Origin of the sequence: Mesorhizobium sp. M0184 (genome assembly GCF_040322215.1) — a bacterium.
Taxonomy (GTDB): Bacteria; Pseudomonadota; Alphaproteobacteria; order Rhizobiales; family Rhizobiaceae; genus Mesorhizobium.
The window spans coordinates 54780-72781 of the sequence record NZ_JAMYSZ010000015.1 but is presented as its reverse complement, the minus strand read 5'-3'; the positions used below and the strand labels follow the sequence as shown (position 1 = coordinate 72781).

Annotated in this window: 14 protein-coding genes and 8 pseudogenes; 8 read left to right on the top strand and 14 right to left on the bottom strand. The window is 60.4% G+C overall.

Annotated features, from left to right (window positions below; genetic code table 11):
• Window positions 1–81 precede the first annotated feature (81 nt).
• From NKJ23_RS19415 to NKJ23_RS19405, 3 genes and pseudogenes are all read left to right on the top strand, one after another.
• Window positions 82–1109, top strand: a pseudogene (locus NKJ23_RS19415) (sulfate ABC transporter substrate-binding protein).
• Window positions 1106–1852: pseudogene (gene cysT, locus NKJ23_RS19410) on the top strand (sulfate ABC transporter permease subunit CysT); the annotation flags it as partial. The pseudogenes NKJ23_RS19415 and cysT, both read left to right, overlap by 4 nt.
• 331 nt (window positions 1853–2183) lie before the next feature.
• A complete protein-coding gene (locus NKJ23_RS19405) occupies window positions 2184–3224 on the top strand; it encodes a sulfate/molybdate ABC transporter ATP-binding protein (RefSeq protein ID WP_352495671.1) in 1041 nt (346 codons plus the stop codon).
• A gap of 11 nt (window positions 3225–3235) precedes the next feature.
• Here NKJ23_RS19405 and NKJ23_RS19400 read toward each other — a convergent pair.
• Window positions 3236–3487: pseudogene (locus NKJ23_RS19400) on the bottom strand (GNAT family N-acetyltransferase); the annotation flags it as partial.
• Window positions 3488–3522: 35 nt separating this feature from the next.
• Between NKJ23_RS19400 and NKJ23_RS19395 the strand changes: the two are divergent.
• Together NKJ23_RS19395 and NKJ23_RS19390 are read left to right on the top strand one after the other, a co-directional pair.
• Window positions 3523–3669 (top strand): hypothetical protein, encoded by a 147-nt coding sequence (locus NKJ23_RS19395; protein ID WP_352453916.1) that lies wholly within the window; start codon window positions 3523–3525, stop codon window positions 3667–3669.
• 177 nt (window positions 3670–3846) lie between these two features.
• Window positions 3847–4449 (top strand): sulfotransferase family protein, encoded by a 603-nt coding sequence (locus tag NKJ23_RS19390; protein WP_352466294.1) that lies wholly within the window; start codon window positions 3847–3849, stop codon window positions 4447–4449.
• A 165-nt stretch (window positions 4450–4614) separates the two neighbouring features.
• On the opposite strand, the gene NKJ23_RS19385 is transcribed toward NKJ23_RS19390, so the two are convergent.
• The 8 genes and pseudogenes from NKJ23_RS19385 to NKJ23_RS19350 all read right to left on the bottom strand — a co-directional run bounded on the left by NKJ23_RS19385 (window position 4615) and on the right by NKJ23_RS19350 (window position 11735).
• Window positions 4615–6441 carry a heavy metal translocating P-type ATPase gene (locus NKJ23_RS19385; RefSeq protein ID WP_352508712.1) on the bottom strand — a complete coding sequence of 609 codons (1827 nt, stop codon included), beginning with the start codon at window positions 6439–6441 and terminating at the stop codon, window positions 4615–4617.
• Between the two features lie 281 nt (window positions 6442–6722).
• Window positions 6723–7013, bottom strand: a pseudogene (locus tag NKJ23_RS19380) (ABC transporter permease subunit); the annotation flags it as partial.
• Window positions 6932–7219: a hypothetical protein gene (locus NKJ23_RS19375; RefSeq protein ID WP_352681759.1), complete on the bottom strand. Its 288-nt coding sequence runs from the start codon at window positions 7217–7219 to the stop codon at window positions 6932–6934. The pseudogene NKJ23_RS19380 and the gene NKJ23_RS19375, both read right to left, overlap by 82 nt.
• A pseudogene (locus NKJ23_RS19370) lies at window positions 7183–8320 on the bottom strand (Tn3 family transposase). Before NKJ23_RS19370 ends, NKJ23_RS19375 begins: the two are co-directional and overlap by 37 nt.
• Before the next feature lie 177 nt (window positions 8321–8497).
• Window positions 8498–8656, bottom strand: a complete 159-nt coding sequence (locus NKJ23_RS19365; protein ID WP_352495673.1) for a hypothetical protein — start codon at window positions 8654–8656, stop codon at window positions 8498–8500.
• A 135-nt stretch (window positions 8657–8791) separates the two neighbouring features.
• Window positions 8792–9916 (bottom strand): DUF2333 family protein, encoded by a 1125-nt coding sequence (locus tag NKJ23_RS19360; RefSeq protein WP_352495674.1) that lies wholly within the window; start codon window positions 9914–9916, stop codon window positions 8792–8794.
• Window positions 9917–10256: 340 nt separating this feature from the next.
• On the bottom strand, window positions 10257–11207 hold the full coding sequence (locus NKJ23_RS19355) for a DUF1402 family protein (protein WP_502902552.1): 951 nt from the start codon (window positions 11205–11207) through the stop codon (window positions 10257–10259).
• Window positions 11208–11397: 190 nt separating this feature from the next.
• A pseudogene (locus tag NKJ23_RS19350) lies at window positions 11398–11735 on the bottom strand (transglutaminase-like cysteine peptidase).
• Between the two features lie 72 nt (window positions 11736–11807).
• Between NKJ23_RS19350 and NKJ23_RS19345 the strand changes: the two are divergent.
• Genes NKJ23_RS19345 through NKJ23_RS19335 form a run of 3 tightly spaced genes read left to right on the top strand, consistent with a single transcriptional unit; the run spans window position 11808 to window position 12355 of the window.
• A complete protein-coding gene (locus NKJ23_RS19345; RefSeq protein ID WP_352495719.1) occupies window positions 11808–12059 on the top strand; it encodes a transglutaminase-like cysteine peptidase in 252 nt (83 codons plus the stop codon).
• Window positions 12022–12210 carry a transglutaminase-like cysteine peptidase gene (locus tag NKJ23_RS19340; RefSeq protein ID WP_352495720.1) on the top strand — a complete coding sequence of 63 codons (189 nt, stop codon included), beginning with the start codon at window positions 12022–12024 and terminating at the stop codon, window positions 12208–12210. The genes NKJ23_RS19345 and NKJ23_RS19340 overlap by 38 nt, the downstream gene beginning before the upstream one ends.
• Window positions 12182–12355 (top strand): transglutaminase-like cysteine peptidase, encoded by a 174-nt coding sequence (locus NKJ23_RS19335; RefSeq protein WP_352451998.1) that lies wholly within the window; start codon window positions 12182–12184, stop codon window positions 12353–12355. Before NKJ23_RS19340 ends, NKJ23_RS19335 begins: the two co-directional genes overlap by 29 nt.
• Window positions 12356–12357: 2 nt before the next feature.
• On the opposite strand, the pseudogene NKJ23_RS19330 reads toward NKJ23_RS19335, so the two are convergent.
• The 5 genes and pseudogenes from NKJ23_RS19330 to NKJ23_RS19310 all read right to left on the bottom strand — a co-directional run bounded on the left by NKJ23_RS19330 (window position 12358) and on the right by NKJ23_RS19310 (window position 17715).
• Window positions 12358–13183, bottom strand: a pseudogene (locus tag NKJ23_RS19330) (undecaprenyl-diphosphate phosphatase).
• Window positions 13184–13370: 187 nt separating this feature from the next.
• Window positions 13371–14612 (bottom strand): ABC transporter permease, encoded by a 1242-nt coding sequence (locus NKJ23_RS19325; RefSeq protein ID WP_352495675.1) that lies wholly within the window; start codon window positions 14610–14612, stop codon window positions 13371–13373.
• 88 nt (window positions 14613–14700) lie between these two features.
• A pseudogene (locus NKJ23_RS19320) lies at window positions 14701–15407 on the bottom strand (ABC transporter ATP-binding protein).
• 6 nt (window positions 15408–15413) lie between these two features.
• Complete coding sequence (locus NKJ23_RS19315; RefSeq protein WP_352495676.1) at window positions 15414–15878, bottom strand: hypothetical protein; 465 nt, start codon at window positions 15876–15878, stop codon at window positions 15414–15416.
• Window positions 15879–15972: 94 nt separating this feature from the next.
• Window positions 15973–17715 carry an alkaline phosphatase gene (locus NKJ23_RS19310; RefSeq protein WP_352495677.1) on the bottom strand — a complete coding sequence of 581 codons (1743 nt, stop codon included), beginning with the start codon at window positions 17713–17715 and terminating at the stop codon, window positions 15973–15975.
• Window positions 17716–18002: the final 287 nt, after the last annotated feature.

The following is an 18002-nucleotide window of genomic DNA, read 5'->3' as shown; positions in this document are numbered from 1 at the left end:
CTTCACTAGGCCAAAAAAGGCAACATTGAATGCATCTAAATTCAATTCGGTAGATTTGACGCGAGTTCAACGGAGGCGGAAATGACCAAACCTCATTTCATGAAACTGCTCGGCGCACTGGTCGCCACATCTGTCCAGTTCGGCACGCTCGGTTTCGCGTTTGCCGATACCACCATTCTCAACGTGTCCTATGACCCGACGCGTGAGCTCTACAAGCAATTCGACGAGGCTTTCACCGCCCACTGGAAGTCCGAGACCGGCGAGACCGTCACCGTCCAGCAGTCGCATGGCTGATCGGGCGCTCAGGCTCGCGCGGTAATCGACGGCCTCGACGCCGACGTGGTGACGCTGGGGCTGCAAGGCGACATCGACGCGATCGTCTCGAAAACGAAGAAGATCAATCCCGACTGGCGGACGAAGTTCGAGAACAATTCGGCGCCTTATACCTCGACCATTGTCCTCCTCGTCCGCAAGGGCAACCCCAAGGGCATTCACGATTTTGGCGATCTCACAAAGGACAGCGTCCAGGTGATCACGTCCAATCCCAAGACCTCCGGTGGTGGCCGGTGGGCCTACCTCGCGGCCTGGGCCTGGGCCAACACCAATGATGGCGGCGATGAAGCCAAGACCAAGGAATTCGTCGGCAACCTCTATTCCCATGTTCCGGTGCTTGACACCGCGCGCGTGGCTCGACCGTGACCTTCGCGCAAAAGGGCCTGGGCGACGTGCTGATCGCCTGGGAAAACGAGGCCTATCTGGCGCTGGACGAGTTCGGCGCCGATCAGTTCGAAATCGTCATCCCGCCGACCTCGATCCTGGCCGAGCCGCCGGTCGCCGTTGTCGACGCCAATGTCGATGCCAAGGGCACACGGAAAGTTGCCGAAGCCTATCTGGGCTATCTCTATTCCAAGGAAGGCCAGACGATCATCGCCAAGAACCACTACCGTCCGGCGAAGCCCGACCTGGTGCCTGCGGAGGATCTCGCCAAACTGCCGGAAATCAAGCGGATCAGCATCGACGATCCAATTTTCGGCGGATGGATGAAGGCGCAGCCTTACCATTTCGGCGACGGTGGTATATTTGACCAGATCTATAAGCCGGCCCAATAGCATTTAGATCAGGACGACATGACCACAGCACGCCCGCCAAGGCGGGGTGGCGGTTCAGACAGCCGAGCGTCATTCCGGGTTTCGGATTGACGCTCGGCTTCTCGCTTGCCTTCCTCACCCTCCTCATTCCGCTGTCCGGGCTGATCTGGCGCTCGGCGGCGCTCGGCTGGACCGACTTCTGGGCGATCGTCACCGATCGCCGCACCATCAACGCGCTTGAAATCAGCTTCGGCACCGCCTTCATTGCCGCCGCTGTCAACGTCGTCTTCGGCACGATCGTCGCCTGGGTGCTGGTGCGCTACAACTTTCCCGGCCGCCGCATCGCCGATGCCATGGTCGACCTGCCCTTCGCGCTGCCGACAGCGGTGGCCGGCATCGCGCTGACCACGCTTTACGTACCGAACGGCTGGATCGGAAGCCTGCTGATGCCGCTCGGCATCAAGGTCGCCTACACGCCGCTTGGCATCGTCATCGCGTTGATCTTTATCGGCCTGCCTTTCGTCGTTCGTACCGTGCAGCCGATCATGGAGGAGATCGACAAGGAGGTGGAGGAAGTGGCCGCAACGCTCGGCGCCAATCGCTTCCAGATCATCAGCCGCGTTCTGCTTCCCGGACTGGCGCCGGCCATCGTCACCGGTTTCGCGCTGGCTTTCGCGCGCGGCGTCGGCGAGTACGGTTCCGTTATCTTCATCGCCGGCAACCTGCCCTACAAATCCGAGATCGCGCCGCTTCTGATCGTCATCGCGCCATCTCGGTCGTGTCGGGCCACATACGCGGGCTAACCAACACCATGCCGCTGCATGTTGAAATCCTTTATAACGAGTACAATGCCGCCGCCGCCTTTGCCGTCGCTTCGCTGCTTGCCGGCCTGGCGCTCGTCACGCTGGTCTTGAAAACACTTCTCGAGATGCGCTACGGCGCCGAGATCGCCGACGCGCGGACACTGACAAATGCATGTCGCCCAAAAGTGTGTAGCGGTTTTTGGACAACGACATGCATGAAACAAAGATTTGATGTCGCCCAAAAGTGTAGCGTTTTGGGACAACGACGTGCATCAACGACAAAGGGATTTGCATGGAAGTTCGCGTTGCCAACGTGCGCATGGAGTTTGACCGGTTTCCGGCCCTCCACGACGTTTCTCTCGACATCAGGTCGGGAGAACTGATCGCGTTGCTGGGGCCATCCGGCTCCGGCAAGACGACGCTGCTCAGGCTGATCGCTGGGTTGGAGCGGCCGACCCGCGGAAAAATCTTCTTCGGCGAAGAGGATGCCTCCCAAAAGTCGATCCAGGAGCGCAATGTCGGCTTCGTCTTTCAGCATTACGCGCTGTTTCGCCACATGACGGTCGCCGACAACATCGGCTTCGGCCTCAAGGTCAGGCACGGGCCGTCACGCCCGTCGGCGAAGGAAATCCGCCGCCGCGCCTTGGAACTTCTCAACCTCGTCCAGCTTTCCGGTCTGGAAAAACGCTATCCGGCGCAGCTTTCGGGCGGCCAGCGCCAGCGCGTGGCGCTGGCCCGCGCCATGGCGATCGAACCGGCCGTGCTTTTGCTCGACGAGCCGTTCGGCGCGCTCGATGCCCAGGTGCGCCGCGAACTGCGCCGCTGGCTGCGCGACATCCACGACGCCACCGGCCATACCACGGTCTTTGTCACCCATGACCAGGAAGAGGCGCTGGAGCTTGCCGATCGCGTCGTGGTGATGAGCCAGGGCCGCATCGAGCAGGTCGGCACCGCCGACGAGATCTACGATACCCCGAACTCGCCCTTCGTTTATGGCTTTATCGGCGAATCGAGCTCGATCCCGGTCAAGGTCGAGGACGGCCAGGTCTGGATCGCCGACCGCCCGATCGGGCTCTCCGCGCCGCACGCACCGCAAGGCGAAGCGACATTGTTCTTTCGCCCGCACGATGTCGAACTGGTGGACGAATGCAACGGCTGCATCGCCGGCACGGTCGCCGCCAGCCGCCGCGTTGCCGGCACCAGGCGCGTGGAACTCGAAATCGGCGGCGAACGTCGGCGGGTCGAGATCGAATTGCCCGTCGACCATCCGGCGGCGCAGAAAAGTCGCGTGGCTTTTAGGCCGCGGCGCTGGAAGCTTTTTCCGGCTGGTTGATTACGAGGCGATTACCAACTTGTGCACAACAAGACGTTTCGGCCCGCTCTTTCAACGCGCCTTAGCGAGAGCGCAAGGGTCATCGGATTTTTCGGGGAAGCCGCAAAGCCGTAGTGCTCGTAGAAGGCTTTCGCTTCGTCCGATATGGCATGAACAAGAAGGCCGCGAATCCCGAGGATCGTCGCGGCGTAACGCGTGCGCAGAACGGTGTCTTGCAACAGCGCGGCGCCTAACCCCTTGCCTTGCCAGCTTGTGTCCACGCTGCTCGAATGTCGCGCGGTATACGTCGAGCAGCCTGATGGAGCAGGTCTGCACGGCCTTGCCGTTCAAGATGGCTTTGGTGGACCGCGATCACGTTCCCGGCGGAAACTCGTTGTCGGTTGTCTCCCATCCTTTGATGGGCATCCACGTCATCGACCGGAGCAAGCGCTGCGTCAGCGGATAGTGGTGTCGATCCACGCGTCTTCGCCACAGCGGCGCCAGGAGCCACCATTCCCGGCGCTTCTCCAATACTGACCTTCGCGCGCTACGGCTTGACGCGATTCGGAGCTGACCTTCAAAGATATAACGAATTAAAGAAAACAGCGGTATTTTGACCGATTGAAATCTCCTTGGGGTGCTCATGGCTCTAGATGTCATTGGTGCAGGCATGGGTCGCACTGGCACATATTCGCTGAAGCTCGCGTTGGAGCATCTTGGGTTCGGGCCGTGTCATCACATGGCAGATGTCCACGCCAATCCCGAGCAGAAGGCGCTGTGGCGCGCCGCCGGCCAGGGACAACTCCCGACCTGGGATGCGGCATATGCCGGCTATCTTTCCGCGGTCGATTGGCCAACGGCGCATTTTTGGCGCCAAGTGAGTGACCACTACCCTCATGCAAAGGTTATCCTGACAGTTCGTGACCCGGAAGCCTGGTATGACAGCATGGCGCAAACAATAGGGCTCACAATGGATGCTGCTACCAATGATCCACAGTCCTTTGGTGTGGCGGTGGTTGGAAACGCTGTCTTTGGCGGTCGATTTGATAACCGTGATCACGCAATCGCTGTCTATGAAGCACATAACGCTTCCGTGAAATCAACGCTGCCGCCTGAACGCCTTCTCACGTATCAAGTCTCCGAAGGATGGGAGCCGCTTTGTGCCTTTCTCGATGTACAGTTGCCTTCCGAACCGTTTCCACGCACCAATTCGACTGCCGAATTTCGTGCCCGCATAGGGCGCTGAACGGCGGTTTTCCACCCCGGCCGGACCTTCCCGAGGCTCATCAGGCAATCTGATCTATGAACGCGCCAACCGACCACATGCGCCAGTAGCAGTCATCCGATCGGACGAATCGAATGACCGCTTTGGCTAGTTCGGTTCGAAGCCTTAGGCTTCAAAGAGATGCGCTTAAACATCTTGGATTCGAACGCGCAGCAGTTTTGCCGAATTCAGGAACACCAGGACATCTGGCCCCAAGTGCAAAATCGCTGCCTGGATAGGACCGATCCAGCCCATCAGCGCTGCGGTAATGCCCAAAACATGCACAACACCAACGCCGACGAAGATATTCTCCTGAATTGTCCGGTAAGCGCGTCGCGCAATCGCGCGGGCGCTGACAATTCTTGCCAGGTCATCCTTCATCAATGCGATGTCGGCGGCTTCCAGCGCTGCCTGCGTGCCGCCGCCCCCCATCGCAATGCCGACATCGGCGCGTGCCAGCGCCGGCGCGTCGTTGATCCCGTCGCCGACCATCGCCACGCGATGGCCCTGCTTTTGCAATTCGGCGATGGCGGCGACCTTGTCCTGCGGCATCAGATTGGCACGCACTTCATCCACGCCGAGCTCGTTGGCGATGGTCCGCGCTGTGGCCTCATTGTCACCCGTCACCATCACCATGCGCTTGACCCCGGTTGCACGGAGCTTTGCCAGCGCTTCGCGCGCACCTGGTCGCAATGTGTCGGCAATAAAAATCACGCCAGCGAATTTCCCATCGACCGCGACGTGAACCGGCGTCTGTCCGCCCTTTTCGATCGCATCGGAAAGCGGCACGCCGGCCTCGCGCAACAACAATGCATTCCCGACCAGCACGGTGCGTCCGGAGACCGTCGCCTTCACACCGCGCGCCTGCAACTGCTCGTACTGCTCCGGTTCCGGGACATCGATTTTCATCCGGGCGGCATAGTTGACGACCGCTTTCGCCAAGGGGTGAGCGGAGCGCCGATCGGCGGCGGCGGCAAGGCTGATCAGATCAGCTTCCGAAAGCGTGCCGTCCTGCATCTCCACGCCGACAACCTCGGGCTTGTTCGCCGTCAGGGTGCCTGTCTTGTCGAACACCAGGACGTCGACCTTGGCCAAAGACTCCAGATAGACGCCCCCCTTGACCAGAATTCCACTGCGTGCGGCTCGCGCAATGGCTGCGATAATCACCAGAGGAGTCGCCAATCCGAGTTCGGCAGGTGATGTGAAAATCAGCAGAGTGACGATCATCCGAACGTCGCGGGTATAAAGATAAACCGCAACGAGGAAGATCAGCACGACCGGGATCAGCCATGACGCGACCTTATCCGCCAGTTTCTGGACGGGTGCCTGTTCCGCTTCGGCATTCTCGACCAGACTGATGATGCGGGCAAAGGTGGTGTCGGCACCAACCTTCTCGGTCTCGATGTCGAGGGCGCCGGATTCGACGATGGTTCCGGCAAAGACATCGGCGCCATCGCTCTTGTCCTTCGGAATGCTCTCTCCTGTGATCGATGCTTCGTTGACCGAAGCCGCTCCACCGACGACGGTGCCATCGACCGGGATCTTCTCGCCGGCCCGCACCAAGACAACGTCGCCCGCGCGCAAATTCTCGATCGGGACCATGCGTTCGCCACCTGCGTCCCGCACAAGCGCCACCTGCGGCACTGAGCCGATCAGGTCTTTGATCGAGGCTCGCGCTCGTTCCATATTCACATCGGCGATGAACTCCGCGATCAAAATGATCACCATGAGGACCGCGCCGGCGACGGTCTCGCCTCCGATCAGCGCCACCACCGTGGCAATGGTGACGAATATTTCGGTACCGATCTTGCGCTCTTTTACGAGATCAACGACGCCGGTCTTGACGAGCGGATACAAGCCGATGGCAACCGCCACCCACAAGGCTTGTATTGGAATGAGCTGCTGCCAATACAGCAACGCCATCAAGCCGGTAAAAAGGATGCGCGCGACTTCGGTCCAGCGTTCGCGCGTCATCAACACTCGCCAACCCGATGGAACCGTCTTAGGCGCCGGCTCAACGCTTTCCGTGGCTGCTGTCTCGGATTTCATGATTGGCTCGCTATCTCGGATTGCGGTCTTGGGTTGAAGCATGAGCGCATCAGGCCCCCGCGGCGGATAGTCCTGTCCAGCCATGGTATCCGACATAGAGGCCAACGGCGATGAGAAATAGCGCGCCCAGCGCGCGCGACGGTCGGCGGCCCCTACCGTGACGAGAGTAATCCCGAAGCTTGGCGATCCTGTCCCACATGCATGCCTCACGTCCACACCCGGAGGGATTGCTCCAGCCTGTCGGCGATCTGTATGACGACATAGGCGATCACCATGTAGATCACGACGGCAATCACAAAGGCTTCGAGGTAGTAGAAGTTCAGCGCGGCGGTCAGTTGGGACTGCGCGAAGATATCGACGACCTCGATGGCGAATCCGAGTGAAAGCGCCTTCATGATGACCATCATCGAGGTGGTCAGCTCGGGAATTGCCGTGAGGGCCACCTGGGGAAATAGGACCCGTCGGAACAGTTGGCTGCTTGTGTAACCCAGCGAGTAGGGGGTCGGAACAAGAACCGTTCCCAGCGACACGCTAACGTCGAACGGAGCATGAACGTCATGCGGCGTGGCGTAACCGAGCCGGAAGTCTGAGCGAACCGGAATCCTTCAGGCATCTGATGTTCTGCATCCCAGGTGTAGATGCCGGTCAGGTTGATGTGCTCCCAACTCAGCCGCGATACGTGCTTGAGCAGATGATCCGGAATCTCGCGATGCGTTTTGCGTAAGTAGGTAACGGCCCGTTCGATATAGACCGTATTCCTACGATCGCACTGACGACGAGGTTGAGGCCGGAGGCGCGGAACGCCTGGCTTTCGAACGACCGGTCACGGATTTCACCACGCTCGTGGAAGAAAACGGCGCGCTTCAGCTTATGCGCAGCCTCACCCTTGTTGAGGCCGGCCTGGCAACGCCGGCGTAGCGCCGAACTTGAGTACCATTCGATCATGAACAGCGATCGCTCGACCCGGCCGAGTCCCGTAGCGCTCGTGCGAGTTGGCTTTCCTTCGGAGATGCGGATAGTTTCTTCAGGATCGTGGACGGCACTAAGGATCGCGTGGTGATCGACGCCGCCAGATGGAGGAGATCATCCCAGTGCTCGAGGATCAGGGTGGTGTTGATCGGCGCCCCGATGTGGTTCGACAGCGCCGGGTATGCATCGCCTTTCTCGAACGTGTGGAATTTCCGGTCCTTGAGGTTGCACAGTCGCGGCGCGAAGCGTTTGCCTATGAGGGCGAACAGACCGAAGATGTGATCACTCGCGCCGCCCCTATCGGTAAAGTGTTCCTGGATGTCGAGGACCGTGTCCTGATCGAATAGCCCATCGAGCACATAAGCAGCCTCACTTTCGGTCGGACTGATGGGCAGAATGCTGAAGTAGCCGTACTGATCGGAAGGTGGCTGTAGAACTTTGAGCCGGATTCGCTGCCGTAATGCAGATTGATGTCGCCGCGCTTTGCGGCTCGGTCGCTCGCGCGGAAGAATTGGCCGTCAGATGATGACGTCGTGCCATTGCCCCAAAGGCGAGAATGCGGATGGCGGGTGTGTGCGTCCGTCACGCAGGCCTGCGCCGCGCGGTAGGTCTCCGACCGTGCATGGAAGGTTCTCATCCAACTGATCTGGTGAGCGCTGATGCCTTTGGACGCGCTGGCCATCCGTTTCGGACCAAGGTTGGTCGCATCCGCCAGTACGCCGGCCAGCATGGCCGAGACATTTCTTGGGACGTCGCCGGTGCGAACATGCGTGAAGCTATCCGCAAAGCCGGTCCATTCATGCACTTCCCTCCACAGGTCGGGAACCTCGACCATTGGATGCGGCGTCCATCCCTGGATGGCAATCCCGGCACAACACCCAGCGGGGATTGCGAACCTCCACTGTGCCGAACACCGTTTGAATTCGACGCGTCGTATAGTCCTTGACTGGCCGAAAATTGTGGCAATCCGGACAGACCCGTCGAAACAGGGTGTAGGTTTTCGCCTCCTAGACTAGGTCGCGACCACTGTTTGCAGGGCGGCCATGATCTTCTTGCCATCCTCGATCGACAGGTCAAGGTCTCCGCCACGCGGACGCTCATCGCTTTTGTCGATCCGGACCTCGTTTCGACATCGCCGAATTCGTTCCTGCTCTCGATCGTGATCGTCCATTCCACCGCCATCGCCGCCGCCTTAAACAAAGTAACGGTGATGGCCCAGTCGGCGCTAACAAATCGTGGCCGCGCTCACCCCAGAGAAGTTACCGGTCCCAATGCCTCGATGCCCTCGAGCGCTTCATCCACCGAGTTACTGCGCAAGAACGTTGCTGATCTCGACCAGGTTCGAGCGCACGCGCAACATGTAGAAGCCAATTGTCGTTAGGTGATTCGGCAACAGCCAGCCATCCTCGCGGCCATTGGCGATGATGAAGGGCTGGATGCGCAGCGCCGAGACGAACTGCGAGTCCATCGTGTCCCACAGGCTCTGCAGGTGCTTTTCGTTGATCACGTCCTCGAAATCGGCCTCGGCGCCTTTCATCAGCCCGTAATAGGCATAGAGCTGGCCATAGGCGAACCAGAAGCGATCGTCGGCGCGGAAATCGAACCAGCCATTGTTGTAGTGCTCAGCGCGCTCCTTGAGGATCGCCGAGGTCGAACCGATGTCGGACGAGATGCGGTCGATATACTGCTTGAGATTGTCAGCGCGGGCATCGAACACCGTCTGGCAGGTTTCCAGCCGGGCGTTGAAGGCGCGCAGCTTGCGCACCGCATCGCGATAGTAGCTCGGCGTCGGCGTCTTCGGGCCGAACGGGTTCAGGCCGAAATACCAGGTCTCTTCATCGAACTGCAGATTGCCGCGCGCGTCCTGAAGATCGGCGTCGATCTGCGAAGTGGTGCGCACGCGGCCGAGATTGTCGGCAAGCTCGGTCGCCGTGCGCCGCACCGCCTGGTTGATGCCGCGCTGGAACGACGCCTTGTTGTCCATCCAAGGCGTGTGGTCCCAGTCGATGCCGAACAGGCCGAGCTTGTAGAGGATCATCGACGACACCCAGGCATTCTGGTTGACGTTGAAGTCGGTCAGGTCGGCCGCCAACTGGGCGATCGCCGAATTGCCACAGGTCCTGGCGGCGTCGGTGCCGGCACCGGCGGCGACCTGCTCGCCGGCCGACAGGTTGCGCTTCTCGAATATATAGGTGTCGGGATAGTTCGGGTTGAAATTGTTCCACCACTGGGTGGCGTAGAAGAAATTGGCGTAGAGGCCGATCAGCATCAGCAGCGCCAGACCGACCACTGCCTTCAGGATCCAGCCGCGCTGCGTATACCAACGCCCGGCCCACACGAACGGCCACAGGATGACGCCGATGGCTAAGCCGATGCCGCGGCCGATCCACTGGAAAATCCGGGTGAAGAAATTCACGATCGGATCAAGCATGGCGATGTCACCCCCTCAGTCAGTCAAGCCGTAGAGGCGCATGCCAAACGCCACCTTGTCTTTCAAATATGTGGTTTTCAGAGCGTCGCGCTGGGTAAGCCATTCTCAGTTTGGAGCCGCATGGTTATCGACACACGATACCTCGCTTGGCCATCTTGCACGCGACCGGCAATTCCGGCGCGCTTTATGAGTTCGCTTGAGTGCACTGTTTGCTTCCATCTGAAGTCGATAGATGTTCGCCAAATGCAAGCGGAATTGGTCTCATGACAGCCAGCTTTTCCGGCATAAATCTGTCCTGCCATCCGACGCAGGTTCGCGAGTGTCCGGCCACCAACCACGATCATTTCGTGCCATCGGTGAGAAGCGCCTTGAGTTCTTCGAGCCTGTCGTTGGTGAGCCAGCCGTAATAGTTCTCGACGGGCAGGGTGCGGCCGGTCTTGTCGGTCACGGCTTGCCTCAACTCACGTGCACGTCTGCGCGGCTGGCCAACATTGTAGAGCGTGGCGGTGATTCCGGGATTACCGGATATATCGAACCCCTGTTCCCGATAGGCATCGATCGAATCCCGGATGATCGCGGCGATGTAAACAAGACTGCGATCAGGATCCATGACGTCGCGATAGATCGCCTGCGGGCGATCGGGCGACAATCGGGGAAGCTTGCTGACCCGGCTGACCATGTCTGTGACCTGCAGGGCTGCAAGCGGGCTTATCTGTCCCAGGCCGAAGGTCTGCCCCGCATAGAAGGGTTGGAAGAAGGCCCGCTGGAACGTGATGGGTTCGTAGTCGACGCCATCGACCTTGCGACCCCGGAATGTCTCTTCCCAGACCTGGTCACGGCAGCTCCAAATCAGCGCGCTGCTTTCGAGAGAAGAGCAGGATGCGAATTCGGGCCGCTGGACGAATGACTGGACCGGAGTGCCCCTGTAGCTGAAGGAGAACTTCAGATCGGCATAGGCGAGCGCCTTGACGTAATAGGTCTGAACCGAGTCGACCACGCTGATATTGTAGGTGTGCTCTCCGACGAGAGCCGCGACGATGTGGATCGGATCGATGCCATAGGCGAGCGACGCCTTCCTGATCTTGCCGACGAGTTTGCGGTCGTCCCGTATCAAGGCGGTTATGGCCCGATACTTCTCCTCGTACGTCGTGTTGAATGCCTTGGAACGAAGCGCGGACGCTCTTGGGATCACCGGTTGCTCGGCAAGACGATTGCCCGTCGGGACGACTGTGACAGTCTGCGCCACGGCTGGGGCCGTTCCGACACAAGTTGCAACGATCGTCACCGTCATGAAAAAGGGCTGCAGCTTGGCTGTTGGCATGAGGCTCCGTTGGCAGCCTCCGGCTCCGTGAAGGGATGCAGAGTGTGCCGTCATATGGTCATGGCAGTGTGCTTTCGAGCCTATAACAGAGAGGCGGAGGTTTTGCGAGCCGGCAAGGTGTTCGGATGCAAGGACGCTGGAAAAAATGTTCGGCATCGCGTTACCTAAGCGCGCCGACGAGAAGATTGTCTTCGCTTAAGATGGAAACCCACCGTCTCGTGTTGTATTCCGCTTGGCGCTTCAGGTAGTGATGGTTCGTCTCGTACCAGGGACGAACCCTATTGGTCAGATTATCGAGAATGAAATCGCCCTTGTCGGTTCGAACCGCCAATACAGCGTGCCCTTCGCCATCGGACTTGCGCACTGCCGTCAAGAGCAGACTGGAGACGCGAAGGCCTTTCGCATCAGCGTTCGCCGATTTTCCAGTGCATAATCCTCGCAATCACCCAGATTATCGTCAGGATAGGACCAATATTCTGGAACTCCATTGTGTTCCATGTCGCTCACCGGCTTGACGCGGTGGTTTACGGATACGTTGACGCCTACGAGCGATCGCAAAAGTCATCGGTCATGGTCGGCGAATGCAGGGCAGCTCACATTCATGCGAACAAACGGACGGACAACGCAGCGATCGGTCATTACGAATACTGTCGGAACTATCGCGATGATTGCTCGATCGTCACGCGCGACCCGAAGCCCGTCGAACTGACCCGCTCCTTGTGTGAGACGCTGATCGAAATCAACAACAGGGCCAACACGACGATCATGGCCATGACGGACATAGATACCCGGTGTCGAGGAGAAATGGGAGTATCCCTATAAGGGATTTGGCGACTGCGACGACATCGTGCTGGAAAAACGTCGCGAACTGATGAGACAGGGCGTGCCCCCGCAAAACCTTTTGGATAACGGTGGTCAGGCAGTCGAGCGGCGAGGGGCACGCGATGCTGAGCGTCAACACGACCGCCGGTGACTTCATTCTCGACAATCTGGAGCCGAAGGTCCTGCTGTGGTCGGACACCGGATATACCTACCTGAAGCGCCAGTCGCGATCCAACTCCGGCCATTGGGAAGCGATCGAATCCCAACAGAACATTCTCGTCAGCGGCACGAAATAATCTCAGGACGCTGACAGGAGACCGGCGCCAAGAAGCAGAAATATCGAGGCGCCGAGCCCGATCCGATAATAGACGAAGGGTATGTAGCTGCGCGTCGAGACTAGCTTCAGAAAACCCACGATCGCGACATAGCCGACCGCGAAGGACAGCAGGGTGGCCAGCGCGGTCGGACCGGCGCCGACCGGACTGTCTGCCCCCCAACTCGCATAGAGCTGGAAGAAGCCTGAGGCGAGCACGGCAGGTATCGCCAGCAGGAACGAATACCTGGCGGCGGCCTCTCGCGTGTAAGCCATCAGCAGTCCGGCGCTTATAGTGCCTCCCGATCGCGAAACGCCCGGGATGAGGGCCATCGCCTGGGCGGCGCCGAACAGAAAGCCGTCCCGCCAGCCCAGATCGCGCAAAGCCTTGCGCTTGGCGCCCAGCCGGTCGGCGGCCGCGAGAACCAGCGAAGACGATCAACATGGTTGCCGTGAGATAGAGGTTGCGGGCCGGACCTTCGATCAGGTTCTTCAGCAATAGTCCTAGGATGCCGATCGGCAGGGTCCCTATGATCACCAGCCATCCCATGCGGGCATCCGGGTCCAGCCGTTCACGGCGGCCGGCCAGGGAACGCAGCCATGTGGCGATGATGCAGATAATGTCATGGCGGAAATAGATCAGGGCCGCGATCTCGGTCCCGATCTGCGTAATGGCGGTAAATGCGGCGCCGGGATCGCCGGCCGGTGGCAGGAATTCACCAACGATCCGCAAATGCGCGCTTGAGGAGATCGGAAGAAATTCCGTCAGTCCTTGAACCACTCCTAGGATCGCCGCCTCGCTCCACCCGATTTCAGCCAATTGCACTTTCCTTTGCGTCCGTCACGATCTTCCGGCAACCTGAACCGACGACTGTCTTGGGTGTCAATCGCGATAGAGCATTGGGCATAGTTTTGTTGGCTTTGACGAAACCGTTTGCAAGGACGAGCAGTTTCCTAATTCGGGCTGCGGTGAGAATTTTTGATGAGCACAAATCGGTTCAGTTTCTGAATGCCTGCGCCGGCGATTGCCGGTATGCAAGCATCGCCGGCACCAGAGCGATCAGACCCGTGACAGCCAATAACACAAGGGCGGACTGCCAGTCCTCGCTGCGGAACTCGACCGGCAATGTAAAGCCGCTGGCTCCGCTCAAGAGGTGCGCACCCGTCCTGGCGGCCGTGTAGCCCAGCCCGAAGCCGAGAAGCACCCCTGCTGCGATGATTGCGAACGTCTCCAGCCAGACGATTTCAAACACCACCGCGCGCGGCGCCCCGAACGCGCGCAAGGCACCAATCTGCCGGCGCCGCTGCATGACGTGAAGGACCACGACAAGCAGGATCGCGGCGGCGACAAGCGCCTGCGCTCCGCCGGCCACCAAGGAAAGCACGCGTCGCGCATCGCCGAGCGTCCCGTACAGCCTCGTCAGCACCTCGCCCGGGAAGATCGCGACGGTCCGATCGTTGCGGTGCGCCTGTCGCAGCTTATAGGCGTCAGTGACCGTACGCGGTTTCACCACGATGGCTGGCAGGCCGGGTGTGGATGGATCGAGGACGGCCTCCGGATGGATCGGCTGGTCGAACTCGCTTGTCTCTGCGGCCCCTTGGGCGGCAGCCTGCAGGAGCGGCGATCCTGTTCCCGCCCGATCGCGTTCATGAATGTGCCAGACCGCTTCGATCGGAACGATGACGGCTCGGTCCCAGGCGGTACCGGTCGGCCTCAGCCGTCCCACGACCGCGTAGGTGACATCATTGTGCATTGCGGTCGCCTGACGGACCTGGCCGTGCGCCGGGTGAAAGCGGCTTCCCATGTTCTTCGCCACGGACGCTCCGACAAGCGCTTCGCCGAGCTTCTCGAACGTGCGTCCTTCGGAGACGCCGCCCAGTCCGTCGACCAGCGCTTGCGTCGTGCCGACGATCGGGAAATCCTCGACGAAATCACCGAACCCGACGGGGGCCGCCCAGGCCACACGTTCGTCCCTGATCAGCCCCGCCAGTACATTGCCCGGCATGAGCGTCAAGGGCGCTGCCTGCAGGAACACGGCGGACAGCAGCAATTGGGTCTCGCTGCCGGGCGCGCCGACTACCAGATCGAAGGCGCCCGCCGCACGTGCGCTACCCAACCGAAGCGCCCGCTCGCCGAGCGTGACAGCGACGCCGAGCGCGGTCGCGAGCGCGATGAGCAGCGCCACCGCAGCCACGCCGATCCAGTGTCGCTTCAAGTCCGCAGCGATAAACCGCAACAAGGGTCATTTCCTTCGCGTGAGGGCGGCCGCAGAACCGGCAGTATGGTTACCTCGGCTGATCGGATTCGCGACCGATCGTGCGCGGACGTCAAAGAAACGCCTCATCATGCGTGGCCGCGGGCTTGCCGGTGTCGCTGACGACGGCGCCAGACTCCAGATGGATCACGCGATCGAGGCCTTCGATGAGGCGTTTTTGGTGGCTCGCCACGATCAGCGTCGCACCCGCCTGGTTGGAGAGTCGCAGCAACAGGTCCGCGACAGAGGCCCCAGAATCGGCATCGAGACTGGCTGTCGGTTCGTCGGCCACGATGATTGCCGGCCGCCCGACCAATGCCCGAGCCACCGCGACCCGCTGCATCTGTCCACGAGACATGGTTTCGACCGGCTGATCGGGACGATCTATATCGACCAGCTCGAGCAACTGCATGCCGTCCGCTCTGAAGTCGGTATTCGAACGGAGCCGCGACAGTCGGCTCGGCAACAGCACGTTATCGAGCGCCGAGAGGCCGGGGAACAGGTGGATCTCCTGCATGACAAGGCCGACATGCATAGCGCGCCAACGGTCGCGACCAGCTTCCGAAAGACCGGAAAGATCGGTCTCGCCCCATCGAACCGACCCTTCCGAACGCGATCGAGCCCGGTGACGACGTTCAGGAAGGTCGTCTTCCCGCACCCGGACGGACCGGTAACGGCAACCTTTTCGGTTGGCGCGATTTCCAGCGCGGACAGAGCCAGCGCAGGCCTGCCAAGACCCTGAAACGACATCTCAAGGTCACGGATCGTCAAACGGAGCATTTGCGGTCAGGCCGTGCGGAAATGCGCATCGACGATGCGAAGCAGGCTGACGAAGCCGGTTTCCGGGTCGGTCCATGAACCGACCTCCAGCCGCCCGCTCACCTCGATCGGGGCATTGGCCTGCTCGAAGGTCTGCGCCTCGTCGAGGTAGATGACCACGATGTTGTCCGGCCAGTCGGCGTCGGAGGAACAGAACGGGCAAAGCGCCATCGGGATTTCCGTGAGCACGAAGAAATTCGCCTCGGCCTTGAGCGGCGGCGCCATGAAGCCTTGCATGGAGACTTCCGCTTCCGCGAGCCCTTTCACCTTGTCCGAAAAGCTGAGCCCGAGAACGCTGATCTTTCCATAGAGCTCATCGAAGCCAAGGGTTGCCGTTGCCGTGGAAGCGGAACTCGCGCCAGTCATCTTGACCAGTGCGACGGCCGAGCCAAGCAGCACCAATTTGCGGCGGGTGATCGGGCGCTGTTTCATGAGCGAAACTTGCTTCCGGCGTTCTGCTCCAGGCGCCGTAGCGTCAGGAGCCATGTCGCGACTTGGTTCATCAAGCCAGATCGGCTAAAGTGCATCAGTTCGTTGCCGGCGCAAGACCCAGGGCATCGGCAAGCACGCGATAGACGTCGCTCCCTTCCATATAGCCCTTGAATTCCTCGGCGCCAGGGCCGGTCGCCTGGAGCACGACATCGTCAACGGCGTGGACGGCCGTGTCGGCCGTCTTCGGCAGATTGCCGACGCGCAGGACCGCACCCGGAACGTCCTTGTACTTCTCGTTGGCGATGTACTGCTTCGCCCCGTTCTGCACGGCCGGCTCGAACGGACCATCCAGCTTCGGACGGAAGGTTTCGTAGTAGTCGGGAAAGTTGCTGGCGAATATAGCCAGTCGCCGCGTGACGTCCACCTTGTCGGGATAACCGTCGCCGTTCTCGTCGGTGTAGTTCGGGAAGCCCGCATCGGCATAGACGCCGACCTTGTCGCGCATCTCCTCGCCCGGTTTCTGGTCGTCGATGGTACCGATGATCGACACGCCGTGCGTGTGATCGCCCGTGGCGACGATCAGCGTGTCCGGATGCGTCTTGGCGAACTCCATCCCGATGCCGACGGCTTTGTCGAACTCGATGGTCTCGAACAGCGACCGCTCCCAGTCCATCGGATGCGACATCTTGTCGACGGACGCCGCTTCGACCATGAGGAAGAAGCCGTCCTCGTCCTTGGAAAGCTGATCGAGTGCGGTCTGCGTCATCTCGACAAGGCCGGGCTGGTTCGGGAACTTCTCGACGCTGCCCTTCTTGAGGAATTCACGGTCGAGTGTCGTGTCCATGTTGCCGGTGTGGAAAAGGCCGAGGATCTTGCCGGTGTTGGTTCCCTTGGCGGCCACGAGTTCGGTCTTGTCGGTCGCCAATGTGTAACCGGCATCCCTGAACATTGCGATGTAGTCCTTGTCGTCCTTGCGCTTCGAGCCCGGCGTGCTCTGCGGCAGGAAGTAGGCGGAGCCGCCGCCAAGGACGATTTCGGGCTTGACGACGAAGAACATGCCGACAATGTCAGCCTTGTCGGCGCGCAGGCGGGTATGGGCGACGACCGCCGCAGGGGTGGCGTCTTCCACCTCGGCGGTTGAGACAACGCCGATCGACTTGTTGCCGGTGCGCCGCAGCGCCTCTGCGATCGTCTCGACCCTGGGGTCGTCAAGGCTGGCCTTGGTGCGATCCGCATAGACGCCGAGCGCGTTGACAGCCGTCTTGTGGCCCGTCATGTAAGCCGACATCGTGTTGGCGCTATCGGTTGAGATCGCATTGGTCGCGGACGTGCCTATGAAGGCCATGTGATCGAGGTCGTCCATGTTGAGGCGCCCGTTGGCTTTGCCTTCCGTCATGCCCTTCGACATGATGCGGGCGCCGGTGCGATGCGCGACCGAAAGCCCGTCGCCGAGGAAGAAGATGACGTTCTTGGCCTTGGGCGTTGCCGGGGTGCCGAAAACCTGCCAGCTCACCGACTTCATTTCGTCGCCGGCCTTCGCCTCCAGCTTGTAGGTACCAGGCTGCGAAATGCTGGCTGCGCGGATCAACAGCGCCGAAGCGTCGAAACCTTCTTCCTTCTCGATGAATTCGAATTTCTTGCCCAACACGGTTTCCGCCGGCTGGCCGTTGATCGTAACCGTGACTTGGTCGGCGCTAACGACCTTGTCGAACTCGACCTTCACGTCGAAAGGCGACTGCGCCAGGATCGTGGCCCGATCAAGCGGGTAGACCGTCGCTGCCCCCGCAACGGTGTTCAAGCTTGTTGTTATTGCGAGTGCAGCGATAAGACGGTGCATGGCAGGCTCCCGGTGGGTTCACGGACAATGTTCGGCGATGTCCGTGTCAGGGATGTGACATGGCAGGAAACGCGCGCCGACCAAAAACGACGAATTTGCCACGTGTCGACGTCACAGACCACGAACAAGCGGTCATTATTGCGTCCGAGCGGTGACAATCGCGACCCATCTCGCGCGTTTCGAGGCGCATGGTGCGCAGCTCGTCTCGGGCTGTCTGTTCATCGGATCGTCGAAGAGCCGACGTTAGCCGGTGCGGGCCTGCAGATAGGAGAGCATGAGGAACTGTG

Coding starts and splice junctions, on each gene's coding strand:
- NKJ23_RS19310 (WP_352495677.1), bottom strand. CDS start 17,715: ATGCACCGTCTTATCGCTGCACTCGCAATAACAACAAGCTTGAACACC.
- NKJ23_RS19355 (WP_502902552.1), bottom strand. CDS start 11,207: ATGACGGTGACGATCGTTGCAACTTGTGTCGGAACGGCCCCAGCCGTG.
- NKJ23_RS19395 (WP_352453916.1), top strand. CDS start 3,523: ATGGAGCAGGTCTGCACGGCCTTGCCGTTCAAGATGGCTTTGGTGGAC.
- NKJ23_RS19390 (WP_352466294.1), top strand. CDS start 3,847: ATGGCTCTAGATGTCATTGGTGCAGGCATGGGTCGCACTGGCACATAT.
- NKJ23_RS19360 (WP_352495674.1), bottom strand. CDS start 9,916: ATGCTTGATCCGATCGTGAATTTCTTCACCCGGATTTTCCAGTGGATC.
- NKJ23_RS19335 (WP_352451998.1), top strand. CDS start 12,182: ATGCTGAGCGTCAACACGACCGCCGGTGACTTCATTCTCGACAATCTG.
- NKJ23_RS19345 (WP_352495719.1), top strand. CDS start 11,808: ATGGTCGGCGAATGCAGGGCAGCTCACATTCATGCGAACAAACGGACG.
- NKJ23_RS19385 (WP_352508712.1), bottom strand. CDS start 6,441: ATGACGCGCGAACGCTGGACCGAAGTCGCGCGCATCCTTTTTACCGGC.
- NKJ23_RS19365 (WP_352495673.1), bottom strand. CDS start 8,656: ATGGACGATCACGATCGAGAGCAGGAACGAATTCGGCGATGTCGAAAC.
- NKJ23_RS19315 (WP_352495676.1), bottom strand. CDS start 15,878: ATGAAACAGCGCCCGATCACCCGCCGCAAATTGGTGCTGCTTGGCTCG.
- NKJ23_RS19405 (WP_352495671.1), top strand. CDS start 2,184: ATGGAAGTTCGCGTTGCCAACGTGCGCATGGAGTTTGACCGGTTTCCG.